We start from the raw sequence: 13892 nt of genomic DNA on the forward strand, positions 1-13892 counted from the left end.
ACACCCCCTAAAGCGGGGCAATTATATATATTAAGTTACATGAAATTGGAAATCCCCGGTCGTTCGGAGGTTCTTTATCATCTTCTCGTAAACAGCGGTAAAGTAAAGTAAGCACAGTACGAGCATTCAGAAGACAGATGGAATCCAGTACCGGGGTCCTCGTCATCGGCGGCGGGTCGACCGGCACCGGCATCGCGCGTGACCTCGCGATGCGGGGTGCCGACGTCACCCTCGTCGAGCAGGGGAACCTCACCCACGGGACGACAGGACGGATGCACGGTCTGCTCCATAGCGGCGGGCGATACGCCGTCTCCGATCAGGAGAGCGCCAAAGAGTGCATTCAGGAGAACAGGGTCCTTCGAGACATCGCAAGCCACTGCGTGGAGATGACTGGTGGGTTGTTCGTTCAGCGACCCGAGGACACGGACGAATACTTCCAGAAGAAGCAGGGGTGTCGCGAGTGTGACATCCCCGCGGAAGTGCTCTCGCCCGAGGAGGCCAGAGAGATCGAACCGTATCTGGCCAAAGACATCAAGCGCGCGATCAAGGTGCCTGACGGAGCCATCGACCCGTTCCGCCTCTGTGTTGCGAACGCTGTCAGCACGGAAAACCACGGTGGACGCGTCGAAACGCACGCCCCCGTCACCGACGTCCTCATCGAGGATGGTGAGGTCGTCGGCGTCGAGGTCGAGCACGAGACCGGCCAGGGCAAGCGCGAGCACGGGAAGGCCGGGCAAACGGAGAAAATCTACGCCGACCACGTGGTCAACGCCACCGGTGCGTGGGCCGGACGGATCGGCGAGATGGCGGGCGTCGAGGTCGAAGTACGACCCTCGAAAGGCGTGATGGTCGTGATGAACTGTCGGCAGGTCGACACCGTTGTCAATCGGTGTCAGCCCAAAGGCGACGCCGACATCGTCGTCCCCCACGAGACGACCGCTATCCTCGGCACGACCGACGAGGAGGTCGACGACCCCGAGGACTATCCCGAGGAGCAGTGGGAGGTCGACCGGATGATCGACGAACTCAAACAACTGGTACCGATCCTCGACGAGGCGCGGACGATACGCTCGTTCTGGGGCGTCCGTCCGCTGTACGAGCCACCGGATACTGGAACCTCCGACCCGACCGACATCACGCGCCAGTTCTTCCTGCTGGACCACGACGACCGCGACGATCTGCCGGGAATGACCTCGATCGTCGGCGGCAAGTTCACGACCTACCGGATGATGGCCGAGACGATTTCCGATCACGTCTCCGAGCGTCTCGGCATCGACGCCGAGTGCCGGACCGCCGACGTCCCGCTCCCCGGTAGCAAGGACGAAACCGTCCTCAACGACGCGATGGATCGCTTCGGGCTACGCTCGCCAATCGCCCGACGAAGTAAACAACGTCTCGGCAACCGCGCCGACGAGGTTCTCGATGTGGACGAAGCGAATCCGGTTATCTGCCAGTGTGAGGGCGTCACCCGCGCCGAAATCAAAGACGCAGTCAGTCAGGCCGGCACCGACCTCAACGCGGTTCGCATCCGCACGCGTGCGTCGATGGGTAACTGCCAGGGTGGCTTTTGCTCCCGTGCGATGGCGGACGTTCTCCACCCCGAGTACGAGGAGGAGATCGCCAGAGAGGCGTACGACGAACTGTTCCAGGAGCGCTGGAAAGGCGAAGTACACGCCCTGTGGGGCGAACAGCTCTCACAGGCCATGTTGAACTACGCGCTCCACGCGACGACGCTCAACGCCGACTCGGATCCCGCACGACTCGATCAGGAGGTCGACTTCGGCGCGTTCGACGCCGGACGTCCGACCGACGCAGTCGAGGGAGCCGAAGGTGGCGATAGCGCCGTCGCGACCGATGGAGGCCACGATGGCGATTGAAGACGACGTGCTGGTAGTCGGCGGCGGTCTCGCCGGCATTGCGGCCGCAGTCGGCGCACACGAACAGGGCGCACGAGTCCGACTCGTCTCACACAAACAGAGCACGATGCGACAGGCCAGCGGCCTCATCGACATCCTCGGCTATACGCCCGACGGCGATGGGCCGGTCGTCGATCCGTTCGACGCAATCGAGGAACTCCCGGAGGGCCACCCCTACGAGCGGGTCGGCGTCGATGCCGTCCGCGCCGGACTGGACATGTTCGACGACGCCGCGGGCGACGCGTACACGGGCGGCCACACCGACAAGAACGCGCTCGTCCCGACCCACGGCGGGGCGATCAAGCCGACCGCACGCTACCCCGAGAGCGCGGCGTCTGGGGTGGCGAGCGCCGGCGGAGACACGCTTTTCGTCGGGTTCGACTCCATGATCGAGTTCGACGCCCCGGTCGCCGCCGAGCATCTGGCCGCGACCGGCGTCCCCTACGAGACAGAGGGCGTAACGATCGAGTTCCCTGGCGGACTGCGCGACGACGCCAAAGTTACACGCTTTGCCCATCTGCTGGACCGGAACGACGACCTCACGGTCGACGGAACGGACGTACCGGCCTGAACGGCACTCGCCGAGCGAGTGAAAGATCATATCGGGGATCACGAACGCGTCGGGTTCCCCGCAGTGCTGGGGGACGACCACCCCGCCGATATCCGCGAGGAGTTGGCGAACCGACTGGGCGCGGCCGTCTTCGAGGTACCGATGGGCCCGCCGAGTCTGCCCGGCCTCCGACTGGAGGATCGGTTGTATGAGTATCTTCACGAGGTCGGCGTCCGTGTATCGACTGGCAATCCGATCGTCGACGTCGAACCGGACGGCGGCCACGTCGACCGCGTCGTCAGCGATCACTCGGGCCGCAAAGTCCCCTACAAAGCCGATGAGTACATCCTGGCGACAGGCGGACTGGTCGGCAAAGGTATCGATTCTGACCGGGAAGGCGTCTACGAACCGGTGTTCGACTGTCACGTTCCACACCCAGCGGACCGGTACGACTGGTTCGAGGACGGCGCGTTCGACGACCACGAGTTCGCTCGCTTCGGCGTTCCCGTCGATACGGAACTACGACCGCTGGACGCGAACGACGAACCCGAGTTCGAGAACCTGCGGGCGGCGGGCAGTATTCTCGGCGGCTACGACTTCCCCTCGGAAAAATCCGGCTCCGGCGTCTCGCTGGCGACCGGCTATGCCGCCGGCGAAACGGCAGGTGAACGAGTATGAACGAGACGTACGAATGCGGCGACGAGGTGAGTTCCCATGAGTGATTCCCAGCAACCAGACGATTCTGAACCGGTAAACGTGTTTGCGGAAACGGACGGAATGGATCTCCGACCGGGCTCCGACGACTGTTACAAGTGCTCGATCTGCGATACGAACTGCCCGGTCGCAGAGGTCGACGATGACTTCCCCGGCCCGAAGTTCCAGGGTCCGGAGCAGTGGCGTCTCAAACGCAAGGAGGACGCCGACATCGACGACTCCATCATGGAGTGTTCGAACTGTCTCCGGTGTGACAACGCCTGTCCGTCCGAAGTGCCGCTGAGTCAGATGCACAACACGGCACGAGGCGAGTACGTGGACAACCAGATGGAGAAGCTTTCGGTAGAGTACATCCGAAACCGGGTTCTGGCGAACTACCGGACCTCGGCCTATTTGGCGAGCCTCTTCCCCAGAACGGCGTCGTTCGTCATGAACTTCGGCCCCGTCCGCTGGGGGATGGAGAAGGTGATGGGTATCCCCAGCGAGCGGGAGTTCCCCGAGTTCGCGACGACGACGTTCCGGGAGTGGTGGAACGACCGCGGCGGCGCACAGGTACAGAACCCGGACAAGCGGGTCGCGTACTTCCACGGCTGTTACTCGAACTACAACACCCCGGAAGTCGGGAAGGCGCTCGTGCACGTCTACGAGGAACTGGGCTACGAGATCATGATCCCCGACCAGGGATGCTCCGGGACGCCCATGTTCGCCAACGGGATGCTCTCCGACGCGCGACGACACGCCGAAACCAACGTCGAGAATCTGGCTGCGGCCATCGAGGACGGCGCGGACATCATCGCCTCCTGTACGTCCTGCTCCCTGGCACTGCGCCAGGAGTACCCGGAACTGTTCGACATCGACGGCATCGAGGACGTCTCGAACCACACCTACGACGCACTGGAGTATCTTCGGATCTACGAGGATCTCGAGGGAGAGCTCCAGGGTTCGGAGGTCGATTTCCCGGATCTGGCCTACCACGCGCCATGTCACTCGCGGAATCAGGGGCTTGACGGACAGGCCCTGGAACTCATCGAGAACGTCGACGGCGTCACTGCGGAGGACGTCGGCGACTCCTGTTCGGGCATCTCCGGCACCTACGGCTGGAAGACCGAGCACTACGAGACGTCGATGGAGATCGGCGAGGAGATGTTCGAGCACATGGAACACGCCGAGGGCGACGTCGGCATGACGGAGTGCCCGACCTGCGCGATGCAGATGGAACACGGCACTGGCTACGAGATCAAACACCCCCTGGAAGTACTCGAAGCCGCGCTCGTCTCGGAAGAATAATGACGAGCAGACACATACGATCCGCCCGATGGATCTGAGCGAACGGATCGCTCGTCGTCAGCAGACGACTGCGAGCCAGTCCCTCATCACGCACGAGAACGCCCTGAATCCGGCCGCCCACCTCCCGGAACCGATCGGACGGGGGGCAATACTTGAGCAGCTATTGGACGCAATAGGACCGGTATTCGAGGGGGAGATCCCCGAGGACATCGCGGTCTGTGGGCCAAGCGGGGCGGGGAAATCCGCTATCGTTACTGCCATGTTTACGCATCTAAACGATAGCTTCACCGAGACGGACGGATCGATCGGAACGACCACCCGATCCGGTTCGGCCGCTCCGATGGCACAGTTCGCCTACGTCAACACCCGCCAGATCGATAGCACGTTCCAGTTCTATCACGCCATCCTGGATACGGTCTCGCCGGACCCCGTCCCCCGCCGTGGTATCGGAACGGACGAACTCAAAGACCGACTGGAGTCGGCAATCAGTGGGAGTAGGCCGGTATGTATCGCGGTCGACCACATCGAGGACGGAGCGTTCTCCGTCGACGAAGCGATCGAACTCGTCGAACCCATCGAGTCCTCGGTGGGGTTGCTCGTCATCGCCAATGAGGAGATAGACGACTGGACGGGACAGCACGTCGAGGTCCCGGGATATCGGCCACACTCGCTCGTCGATCTGTTGACTGAGCGCGCCTCCTACGGGCTAGCCAGCGGTTCTATCTCTCATGGCCTGGCGCGACAGGTGGCGAACTGGGCTGACGGCGACGCACACGATGCTCTCGCCGCACTGTTCGGTGCCGCGATCCACGCCCAGAAGAACGCCAACGATCGAATCACTACGGCGGATATCACGGCGGGGATCGATGCCGTGCCCGAGGAGAGCGTACAGACCGGGCGCGTACTTGCGCTCCCCGAAAACCGGCGTGAGGTGCTCGTCGAACTGCTTTCAGTCGGTCCTGAAGCCGTTACGATCAGCGAGGTCGCGGAGGCCGTCGGCCGTCGAACCGATCTCTCGCCGAACACCGTCCAGCGGTTCCTCTACGAACTGGCCGAGGAAGGGATCCTCAAACGAACCGTCGTCAACCGAAGCGGATCGGACGGCCGGCGGCCCACGACGGTCATCCCCTGCTTCCCGACGCTCGTTTTCCAGCGCCTCGAAGCGGAGAAGTAGCACTGACTCACGCCGAACGCTTGGCCGAACACGTATCCGATGCTTTCTTCGAGGAGTCCGTCAGCGAGGCTCAGGCGCTGTCGACGTACTCCAAGTCGTCAGTGTACCGGTCGAGCGCGAACACCGCCGCCGCACCGAGGACGGCCGCGATCAGGATCGGCCCCAGCGGTTCGAGGATGCTGGTCAGGAACACCGTCGGCGAGCGGGTTGCCGGTACGACAGAGACGTTTGCCACGACCTGCTGCGCCGGGAGCAGTAGCCCGCCGATCATGAGCGCAACGAGAAACGCGAGTGTCTCGGCCCGGTGGCGTTCGAGCGCACGTTTGACGAGATGTGCGACAGAGAGGAGGCCGACGGCTGCGCCGGTCAGGAAGGTGACGACGACGAGTCCAGTCGAGAGTAGTTCGGGCGTAGTACCGCTAGAAAGAGAGAGCAGGCCATCGATGAAGCCGTTCAGTGTATCCAACATGAAGTAGTACTGACCGAGGACGAGCAGGAAGAAGGCACCCGAGACGCCGGGGAGCACCATCGCGCTGACAGCGATCACTCCGGCAACGAAGACGACAGGAAGCGCGTGCGAGATAGAGCCCGCAGTGACGAGTGTGACGCCTCCCGCAATCGCAATGCCGACCGTCATGATCGGGACGAGCCGTCGGGGAGGAAGCCGAATCTGATCCGCGAGAACGACCGCCGACGCGCCGATCAGCCCGAAGAAAAACGCCGCAGTCGTCCCGGGATAGGACTCCGCGAGAGTGCCGACGATGCGCGAGACCGCAAGGATAGCCGTTCCCACACCCGCCCCGAGCGCTAACAGGAAGCCGATATCCATCCGTCCGACGCCTTCCGAGAAGGCGGTCCGTGCTTCGGGGTCGTGGGGACGGAGCGCGTAGCCGATCAACCGTGGATCGAGCGTCGTGATCGCCGTGACGAGGCGTTCGTAGATTCCCGTAATCAGGGCGATCGTTCCGCCAGAGACGCCGGGAACCATGTCCGCGATACCCATACAGAAGCCTTTGAGATAGATCGAGAGCCAGTCGTTCATCTACACGTACCAACAGGGGAGGAGATTAAAACGGTTAATGTATCGGACAGCCAGTGTTTCTCACGGCCGACCGATCAGTTCTCGTCGAGGTCGACAGTCCGCTCGTCGCCGTCGTAGATAGCGGGTTCGGGCACGTCGGTCGTGCCGGTGGTACGGACATCGGCGTCGAGTTCCGACAGATCGATCTCGCCGTTTTCGATCGGTGCTGACGAGACGGCCGCCGCATCGAGTTCGTCGCCGACGAGGACGGTGTAGTCGTCGGTCGCCGTCACGGCGCTGTCAGTGTAGCCGTCCTCGGGCCCGAGCTGGTCGTCGGTCGCGTACGGAACGGTGATCTCGAAGGTACCGTTCTCACCGGCTTCCGCGGACTGGACGTAGGTAAACGGTCGGCCGGTATCGCTCTCCAGCGGGAGGGCAACGACGACGTCCTCACCCGCCGCAGCATCGCCGGTGATCGTCGCTCCATCGACCCGTTCGTAGGTCTTAACCGAGGAGACGAGGGCTCGGTTCTCCTGCGTTTCTAACTGCTCGGTGTACTGCGACGCCTGTTGCCAGCCCTCTGCCGAGCGGAGTTCTCCGCCCAGATCGACTGGCCGGTCCGTGGGCTCTCGAAGACGCCAACGACCGAGAACGACTCGCTCTCGTGAACGAGGCGATAGCCTTCCATCCCCTGGGCGTCGTCGTAGTACAGCGACCCGAGCATCGAGTCGTAGTACTCCTCGCTCGCGACCTGAACGCTCCCGCCGCTTACGTCGGGGGCCGACGCCCACTGAGTGATCGCTCCGAACTTGCTACCAGCCATCTGATCGTCGATGGTGACGTACCGCACCGACTCACCGGCTTCCTGCTCGGTCCGGTCGTCGCGGATCGATCGGAGTTCGTCGTTTTCCATCTCGGCGAGGGAGCCGTCGTGGCGCCCGGACGCGGGCAGTGCGTCGAGCAGCAGGTCAGCCCGTTCCTCGGACTGGGCCTGGAAGAAGCCGCTGGCGGTGCCAGTGCCCTGCTGGAACGGGTTCGCCGTCGGGATTCGCTCGCCCTCGACCGTTATCCAGTGGCCGTAGTCCCACCAGGACATGACGCCGTAGGCTCCCTCGGTGTACTCGTGGTCGTCCGTTCGGTCGTACGCTCCGTAGTACGCCATCTCGTCGTCAGCATCGCCGAAGGTGCCCGGTTCGGGAGTCGACTCCTCCATCCAGTCGAAGCTATCGTCCCAGTACTCGACCGCGCCAGGCTGCTGTGCATCCGCCTGTGCCACCGCAGAGAACCCGAACACGCCCGACGCGAGCGGGAAGACGACGACCAGTAAGATGGTGGCCACGGCGATCACCTGGTACGTTTCGACCTCCTCAAGCCGGTCTATCGACGGGATCTGGAGGATGTCGAACGCCTGACTCAGTAGCCAACCGTTCAGCACGGCGACTGCAACAGCAAGGTAGTAGTGATACCGGACCTGGGTCAGCGCCAGCAGGGTGAGAAAGACCGTCCAGACGACGATCAGTAGCTGCTCGGACCGGAACTGGTCCGCGTCGCGTAGCCGCCAGACCATCCAGACGACCGCGACCAGCGCAAAGACGTAGGTGAAGGCGTAGTTGTCGACCAGATACCCACTGAGACCCCCGCTCTGTTCGGCAGTCGGTTGGGCCTCGGCAATCGTCAGCGCGGTATCTGACTGGCCGAGCAGGAGTTGGTTCTGTACCTGGCTCCAGATGGTATTGAAGAGGCTGGGGAGCGCGAGGGCGACGAGCACAATCGCAACGAGACCCAGTCCACCGATAGCGATGGGATAGCCACGCGAGTCGATATCGCGAGCGTCCCACTGTCGTGCGAGCCACGCCATAAAGACACAGCCAGCGGCGACGGCGAACGCCGCCAGTGGCTGAAGCAAGGACAGCGTCGATGGACTGGTGATGCCGACCTCGTCGATAGCGACGAGCGCGAGGACGCCGGCGACGCTCATACTCACCGCGCCGACGATTGCGACGTGTTCCGGGCTACGCCCCTGCAGATACTCGACACAGAGCGCGATCCCGAAGAAAGCCCCGAGGATCCCGACGAGGACGACCGCCGGCGGCCAGGTCCAGAAGTACAGCGCCAGTCCGAATCCAGCAAGACCGCTCCAGGTGAGGGTCTCGCGAAGTCCCGCCCAGTCACGCTCGAGGAACTGTTCGTAGACCGGCTTCTGGCGCTCGGCGACCGTCAGCGCAACCATGAGTAACAGGATCGTCGTCGCCTGAAACAGCACCTCTGCGACGTGATGGTCGGTGAAGCCGACGACGCTCCGGGAGAGAAACATACCGGGGAGGAGCGCGAGGATCAGGGCGGCGAACAGTCCGCCGCGACGCCCGGAGAGACGCTTTGCGATGAAGTAGGTCGGGATTGCACAGAGCACGCCGACGATTGCGGGTGCGAGAACCAGCACGATAGCGGCCTGTCGCTCGGTCGGACTTCCGAGACCGACAACCAGGATGACGGTGGCTATCAGTTGGTCGAACAGGTTACCGAACTGATCCGCACTCGTCCCGAAGGGGAACTGCGTCCACGGGTCGAACGGCATCGTCGTAGGGTAGTTCGAGACCGTGTACATCGTCTCGCGGAAGTGGTAGTACGCGTCGTTGCCGCTGAAGTACACCCGATCCGACTGGACGAACTTGCCGTACGGTTGCAGGCGGACCAGTAGCATGAACAGCATCGTCAGTGCCAGCGCGGGGACGTGATACCAGCGCTGCAGGAGGGACGATATCGACCCCGTGCCCTCGAGGTCGAATCGATCGATATCGAGACTCATTGTCAACGACCAATCCCAACCGAAGAATAAACCTTGCTATCTCCAAGCAGTGTCAGAAATGCAGCACGGCTTCCGTCTCTGCAGGAGAGAGCCGCGGTGCTCGAAGTCGTTCGGCTCCGGCGCTCACACGCCGAGCGAGGAAGTTAACATCGACGCACCCTAACCGAGGCTATGAGCGATTTTCGGGCCGCAATCGTCGATGTCGACGGAACAGTCGTGCTGGGTGACGAACCGATTCCTGGAGCAGCGGGTGGAGTCGAACGACTTCGGGACGCCGGACTCGACCTCCTCTTTCTCTCGAACAACCCGACGAAGCGACGCGAGCAGTACGTCGACAGACTCACGCCACACGGGATCGATGTCGATCCGGAGCGAACGCTCACGGCGGCCTCGGTTACGGGCGAGTATCTCGCCGCCGAACACGCCGACGACGACCTGTTCGTCATCGGGTCCCCGGGGCTACTCGCTGGGTTGCGCGACCGCGGGCTGAACGTCGACGCGACGCCGCCCGAGGCGGACGTCGTCGTCGGGTCGATGGATCGGTCGTTCGATTACGAGACGATGACGGAGGCGATGTGGGCGCTGGAAGACGAGGGGACGACGTTTCTGGGGACCGATCCGGATATGACGATCCCGACCGCGGCGCGCGCCGAACCCGGGACGGGAGCGATCCTGAACGCGATCGGAGGCGTGACCGACCGGGAGCCAGAGCGAATCCTTGGCAAGCCCTCGCATACTGCAGCCGAGGCGGCGCTCGAAAGGCTCGGCGTCCCGGCAGACGACGTACTGGTGGTTGGTGACCGTCTCGATACCGATATCGCACTCGGCGAACGGGCCGGAATGACGACTGCGGTCGTCCTCTCGGGGATCACCGATCGGGCCGACGTCGACGCCGCGAGCAGTCCGCCGGATCACGTGCTCGAATCACTGGCGGACGTCGGGGAGTTGCTGTGAGCAATTATTGTATCCGGTTTCGGGCGGGGCTATCCTCGCGTCCAGGCCGCGCAGGCTGTCCGGAGCAGTGCACATTTATCCACCGCTCACGTATCCGATGCCGATGCAGGTCGTAGGGTACGAGACGGCGTCGGGCCCAGAGGAAAGCGGCGCGCTCCTCGTCGTGACCGACGGCCAGGTCGAGCGTCATGAGCTAGCACCGAGCGTCGAACTCGATTTCCGCCTCGGAAACAGGCGCTGTGCCGGGACGCTGGACGGCGACGAGCACGTCCAGTGTGATACTCCCGCGGGACCCTACTGTGAGGCCCACAATCGGACGTGGGTCTGTGCCCGCTGTACCGGCACCTGCCTGAAAGACGAGATGGACTGCTACGAGGAGCACGCCGTCTATCTCGCCGCGTTCGCCCCAGCAACGTTCAAAGTCGGCGTGACGCGCTTGTGGCGACTCGAAACGCGACTCTACGAGCAAGGAGCGGACCGCGCGGCGCACCTCCATACGGTCTCGAACGGGCGGATCGCCCGCGAGTTGGAGGCCGAAATCGCCGAGACGCTCACCGACCGGGTACGGATCCCGACGAAGGTCGACAGCCTCCACCAAGAGGTCGACGGGGAGGCCTGGCAAGCAGTGCTCGACCGACACGACCCCATCGAGACGAAGACCCTCGATCACGGCGTGCAGACGGGGACTCGACCGGTCCAGGAGACGGTCGCATCGGGCGAAGTGCGCGGCGTCAAGGGTCGGCTTCTCGTCGTCGAGAACGGCGGGAGCACCTACGCCGTCGACCTCCGCGACCTGGTGGGATACGAGCTACGACAGGGAGAGACTGAGCGGACGCTGCAGTCCAGTTTCGGTGCCTTCGAGTGATTGCCGGAGGTAGTGGACGAAAACCCTTTTCCAGTCAGCGACTGAACTGACGTGCATGGCAGACGACGACCAACAAGACGAGGGTGACGAGGAGAAATCGTTCCGCGAACGCGTCGAAGAGATCCGCGAAAAACGCGCCGAGAAAGGCGAGGGTGAGGAAGGAGAAGGCCCACCGGAAGGTGGCATGGAAGAGATGATGGGCGGTGGCCCCGGCGGGATGGGTGGCGGCGGCAACCCCTTCGCACAGATGATGGGCGGCATGATGGGCGGCGGCCCCGGCGGCGCGGGTCCCGGCGGTGCAGGCCCCGGCGGCCCTGGTGGCCAGTCCGAAGCGGGCAACGAAGAACTCACTCGGGAAGTTCGACAACTCCGTGACGAAGTTCGTGACGTGACGCGACAACTTCAGCGGATCGCCGACGCGCTCGAAGACGACTGACGACGGTACCGCTTCGACCGCCGCTGCGATAGTTCTTATTTATCAGTACTACGCGAGAGGAGTTCCTCGACTGCAGAGAAGTTCTCGCCCGTCGCGACGACGTCCTGCTCCTGATCGTAGACGATGACGTTCTCGTCGACGAGCTTTGGGATGTCGGAGTGGTACAGCATCATGTAGGTGTCTTTGACCTGTTCGGGCGAGATCTCGGTGATTTCCTTGCCGAGTTGGCGTACCGTCACCGCTTCCGCGATGTCCGGCAGTCCGACGTGGTCGTGCTCGCGGAGCAGGTCGATCGCCTCCCGACGACGCGACGTGGAGAGCAGCCCGAACGTGCGGTCCTGGGGTAGCTCCGAGCCGGATTCGTCGGACGCGGCTTCGGAGCCCGTTCGTGAGCTGTCCTCTGTCATTGGCCGTTTCTTTCGAGTTCTCAGGGATACGTATTGTGATTTGCTGTCTGCGTCAGCATCACGATTGATCGAAAGCGGGCGCGTCGGACGACCGATAGCTGCTCGATAAAACAAAAAATACTTGTCCTCTACTTTCCCATCACTCAATGGGGCAATACTGGACGTCCTCTCTCCTTGTCCGTACTGCCCCGGAATCCCCCACTCCCCCACTTTCCAATGACTATCGCCGACGAGCGTATCGAGCGTCTGCAGGAGCTGGCAGCCGAAGCCGTCGCGACCAACCATCCCGACAGAGCACGACGGTACGTCCGGCTTGCCCGTCGCATCGCCGAGCGAGAGCGACGATCACTGCCGGAAAGCTTCAAACGCTTCACCTGTGACGAGTGCGACGCGTATCTCCAGCCCGGAAACAACGCCCGTGTTCGGTTACAGGACGGCCACGTCGTCCTCACCTGCGACTGTGGGCACCAGTCGCGGTATCCCTACTGACGGCGTGACACTGCCGGACAGGCAACCATTCGACACACGTTGGATCGGACGGCTAAGCACCGGAGAGAGGCCAAAGAGTAAAACCCTCGGCGCTCGGTACAATACTGTATGACTAGTGATGCGTTACAGCGAGAGATTCACGAACTTGATGTGACTGTGTGGGTAGGCAAGAGCGGTCTCGAACCGGTGGTCGACGAACTGGCAGACCAACTGGACGATCGGAACCTTGTGAAAGTGAAGTTCCTCCGAGCAGCGCGTGGCAACGCCACCGCCGAGGAGTTGGCCGATGACCTGGCCGAGCAAGTCAACGCTGAGGTGGTCCAGAGCCGTGGCCACACGGCGGTGATGCACTGATGGGAGCGATCCAGCAACTCCTGGTCGATGCTGGACTGGGAGCTGGTACCGCCGGTAGCATCGAGTCGCTCGTTCTGTTCGCAATCGCGTTCGTCGTCATCTACGTGATCGGACAGCGGACGGTGATTCCGATTGCGGATCGGACGTTGGAGCAACGTGATCTGGATGCTCACGCACGGGGACCGCTGTTAAAACTCGTCTCGTTCGGTATCGTGTTCGTCGCCGTGGCCGTCGCGTTCGGCTTCGCCGGCTTCGGGAGTTTCCTCTCGTCGCTCGCGACTATCGCCGCAGCCCTTGCACTGGCAGTCGGTCTGGCGACACAGGACACGATCAGTAACTTCGTCTCCGGCGTCTTCATCTACGCCGACAAGCCGTTCCGTATCGGCGACTGGATCGAGTGGGACGGCAACTCCGGCGTCGTCGAGGACATTAGCCTCCGCGTCACGCGCGTCCGGACGTTCGACAACGAGATGCTGACTGTCCCCAACTCCGAACTAACCGGGGGCGTCATCAAAAACCCCGTAGCAAACGAGAAGCTTCGACTGAAATTCGTCTTCGGAATCGGCTACGGCGACGACATCCAGCAGGCCACCGACATCATCGTCGAAGAGGCCGAGAAGCACCCGGGAATCATGGATGACCCCGCACCCTCGGTCCGATTGACCGAGCTAAACGACTCGGACGTCGGCCTGCAGTCGCGGATCTGGATCTCCGAACCTGCCGCGCCGACTACGTCAAGACCCGTGGCGAGTTCATCACCAACGTGAAAGCCCGCTTCGACGAGGTCGGGATCGACATCCCCTACCCGCAGCGGGAACTGGCAGGCGAGTTCGAACTTAGCAACTCCACCCCCGTCGAAGCCGAAGAGTAACCGCGCTCCGACGGATCGTCCACACCGTTTTCTGAATACTTGATGTTC

12 protein-coding genes and 2 pseudogenes are annotated in these 13892 nt (G+C 62.9%); 10 read left to right on the forward strand and 4 right to left on the reverse strand.

Annotated features, from left to right (window positions below; translation table 11 throughout):
* Positions 1–137: 137 nt before the first annotated feature.
* The 4 genes and pseudogenes from glpA to ACFQH2_RS11170 all read left to right on the forward strand — a co-directional run bounded on the left by glpA (position 138) and on the right by ACFQH2_RS11170 (position 5641).
* Positions 138–1877: an anaerobic glycerol-3-phosphate dehydrogenase subunit GlpA gene (gene glpA / locus ACFQH2_RS11155; RefSeq protein ID WP_377076745.1), complete on the forward strand. Its 1740-nt coding sequence runs from the start codon at positions 138–140 to the stop codon at positions 1875–1877.
* A pseudogene (glpB, locus tag ACFQH2_RS11160) lies at positions 1867–3144 on the forward strand (glycerol-3-phosphate dehydrogenase subunit GlpB). The gene glpA and the pseudogene glpB overlap by 11 nt, the downstream one beginning before the upstream one ends.
* Before the next feature lie 36 nt (positions 3145–3180).
* A complete protein-coding gene (locus tag ACFQH2_RS11165; RefSeq protein WP_377076746.1) occupies positions 3181–4467 on the forward strand; it encodes an anaerobic glycerol-3-phosphate dehydrogenase subunit C in 1287 nt (428 codons plus the stop codon).
* A gap of 28 nt (positions 4468–4495) precedes the next feature.
* Complete coding sequence (locus ACFQH2_RS11170) at positions 4496–5641, forward strand: Cdc6/Cdc18 family protein (RefSeq protein ID WP_377053629.1); 1146 nt, start codon at positions 4496–4498, stop codon at positions 5639–5641.
* Between the two features lie 70 nt (positions 5642–5711).
* Here the strand turns inward: ACFQH2_RS11170 and ACFQH2_RS11175 are convergent, their stop codons facing one another.
* The 3 genes from ACFQH2_RS11175 to ACFQH2_RS11185 all read right to left on the reverse strand — a co-directional run bounded on the left by ACFQH2_RS11175 (position 5712) and on the right by ACFQH2_RS11185 (position 9468).
* Positions 5712–6683, reverse strand: coding sequence for a DUF368 domain-containing protein (locus ACFQH2_RS11175; RefSeq protein WP_377076747.1), 972 nt, complete (start codon positions 6681–6683; stop codon positions 5712–5714).
* Positions 6684–6757: 74 nt separating this feature from the next.
* Positions 6758–7267 (reverse strand): hypothetical protein, encoded by a 510-nt coding sequence (locus tag ACFQH2_RS11180; protein ID WP_377076992.1) that lies wholly within the window; start codon positions 7265–7267, stop codon positions 6758–6760.
* Positions 7204–9468 carry an oligosaccharyl transferase, archaeosortase A system-associated gene (locus ACFQH2_RS11185; protein WP_377076748.1) on the reverse strand — a complete coding sequence of 755 codons (2265 nt, stop codon included), beginning with the start codon at positions 9466–9468 and terminating at the stop codon, positions 7204–7206. The genes ACFQH2_RS11180 and ACFQH2_RS11185 overlap by 64 nt, the downstream gene beginning before the upstream one ends.
* Before the next feature lie 171 nt (positions 9469–9639).
* Between ACFQH2_RS11185 and ACFQH2_RS11190 the strand changes: the two genes are divergently transcribed.
* From ACFQH2_RS11190 to ACFQH2_RS11200, 3 genes are all read left to right on the forward strand, one after another.
* Positions 9640–10422 (forward strand): HAD-IIA family hydrolase, encoded by a 783-nt coding sequence (locus ACFQH2_RS11190; protein ID WP_377053635.1) that lies wholly within the window; start codon positions 9640–9642, stop codon positions 10420–10422.
* 103 nt (positions 10423–10525) lie between these two features.
* Positions 10526–11287, forward strand: a complete 762-nt coding sequence (locus ACFQH2_RS11195) for a DUF2797 domain-containing protein (protein ID WP_377053637.1) — start codon at positions 10526–10528, stop codon at positions 11285–11287.
* Positions 11288–11342: 55 nt separating this feature from the next.
* The gene (locus ACFQH2_RS11200) at positions 11343–11723 is read left to right on the forward strand and encodes a hypothetical protein (protein WP_377053639.1); all 381 of its coding nucleotides are present in this window, start codon (positions 11343–11345) and stop codon (positions 11721–11723) included.
* Between the two features lie 35 nt (positions 11724–11758).
* Here the strand turns inward: ACFQH2_RS11200 and ACFQH2_RS11205 are convergent, their stop codons facing one another.
* The gene (locus ACFQH2_RS11205; protein ID WP_377053641.1) at positions 11759–12130 is read right to left on the reverse strand and encodes a DUF7344 domain-containing protein; all 372 of its coding nucleotides are present in this window, start codon (positions 12128–12130) and stop codon (positions 11759–11761) included.
* A 216-nt stretch (positions 12131–12346) separates the two neighbouring features.
* Here ACFQH2_RS11205 and ACFQH2_RS11210 point away from each other — a divergent pair, with 216 nt between their 5' ends.
* The 3 genes and pseudogenes from ACFQH2_RS11210 (at position 12347) to ACFQH2_RS11220 (ending at position 13844) form a co-directional block, all read left to right on the forward strand.
* On the forward strand, positions 12347–12619 hold the full coding sequence (locus ACFQH2_RS11210; RefSeq protein ID WP_377053643.1) for a ribonuclease P protein component 4: 273 nt from the start codon (positions 12347–12349) through the stop codon (positions 12617–12619).
* 108 nt (positions 12620–12727) lie between these two features.
* A complete protein-coding gene (locus tag ACFQH2_RS11215) occupies positions 12728–12973 on the forward strand; it encodes a YhbY family RNA-binding protein (RefSeq protein WP_377053645.1) in 246 nt (81 codons plus the stop codon).
* Positions 12973–13844: pseudogene (locus ACFQH2_RS11220) on the forward strand (mechanosensitive ion channel family protein). Before ACFQH2_RS11215 ends, ACFQH2_RS11220 begins: the two are co-directional and overlap by 1 nt.
* Positions 13845–13892 lie beyond the last annotated feature (48 nt).

This window comes from Natronoarchaeum sp. GCM10025703, assembly GCF_042661985.1.
Classification (GTDB): Archaea; Halobacteriota; Halobacteria; order Halobacteriales; family Natronoarchaeaceae; genus Natranaeroarchaeum.

What these genes read in the sequence shown, in the direction of transcription:
- ACFQH2_RS11175 (WP_377076747.1), bottom strand. Translation starts at nt 6,683, where the DNA reads ATGAACGACTGGCTCTCGATCTATCTCAAAGGCTTCTGTATGGGTATC.
- ACFQH2_RS11195 (WP_377053637.1), top strand. Translation starts at nt 10,526, where the DNA reads ATGCAGGTCGTAGGGTACGAGACGGCGTCGGGCCCAGAGGAAAGCGGC.
- ACFQH2_RS11165 (WP_377076746.1), top strand. Translation starts at nt 3,181, where the DNA reads ATGAGTGATTCCCAGCAACCAGACGATTCTGAACCGGTAAACGTGTTT.
- ACFQH2_RS11205 (WP_377053641.1), bottom strand. Translation starts at nt 12,130, where the DNA reads ATGACAGAGGACAGCTCACGAACGGGCTCCGAAGCCGCGTCCGACGAA.
- glpA (WP_377076745.1), top strand. Translation starts at nt 138, where the DNA reads ATGGAATCCAGTACCGGGGTCCTCGTCATCGGCGGCGGGTCGACCGGC.
- ACFQH2_RS11215 (WP_377053645.1), top strand. Translation starts at nt 12,728, where the DNA reads ATGACTAGTGATGCGTTACAGCGAGAGATTCACGAACTTGATGTGACT.
- ACFQH2_RS11200 (WP_377053639.1), top strand. Translation starts at nt 11,343, where the DNA reads ATGGCAGACGACGACCAACAAGACGAGGGTGACGAGGAGAAATCGTTC.
- ACFQH2_RS11190 (WP_377053635.1), top strand. Translation starts at nt 9,640, where the DNA reads ATGAGCGATTTTCGGGCCGCAATCGTCGATGTCGACGGAACAGTCGTG.
- ACFQH2_RS11210 (WP_377053643.1), top strand. Translation starts at nt 12,347, where the DNA reads ATGACTATCGCCGACGAGCGTATCGAGCGTCTGCAGGAGCTGGCAGCC.
- ACFQH2_RS11185 (WP_377076748.1), bottom strand. Translation starts at nt 9,468, where the DNA reads ATGAGTCTCGATATCGATCGATTCGACCTCGAGGGCACGGGGTCGATA.
- ACFQH2_RS11170 (WP_377053629.1), top strand. Translation starts at nt 4,496, where the DNA reads ATGGATCTGAGCGAACGGATCGCTCGTCGTCAGCAGACGACTGCGAGC.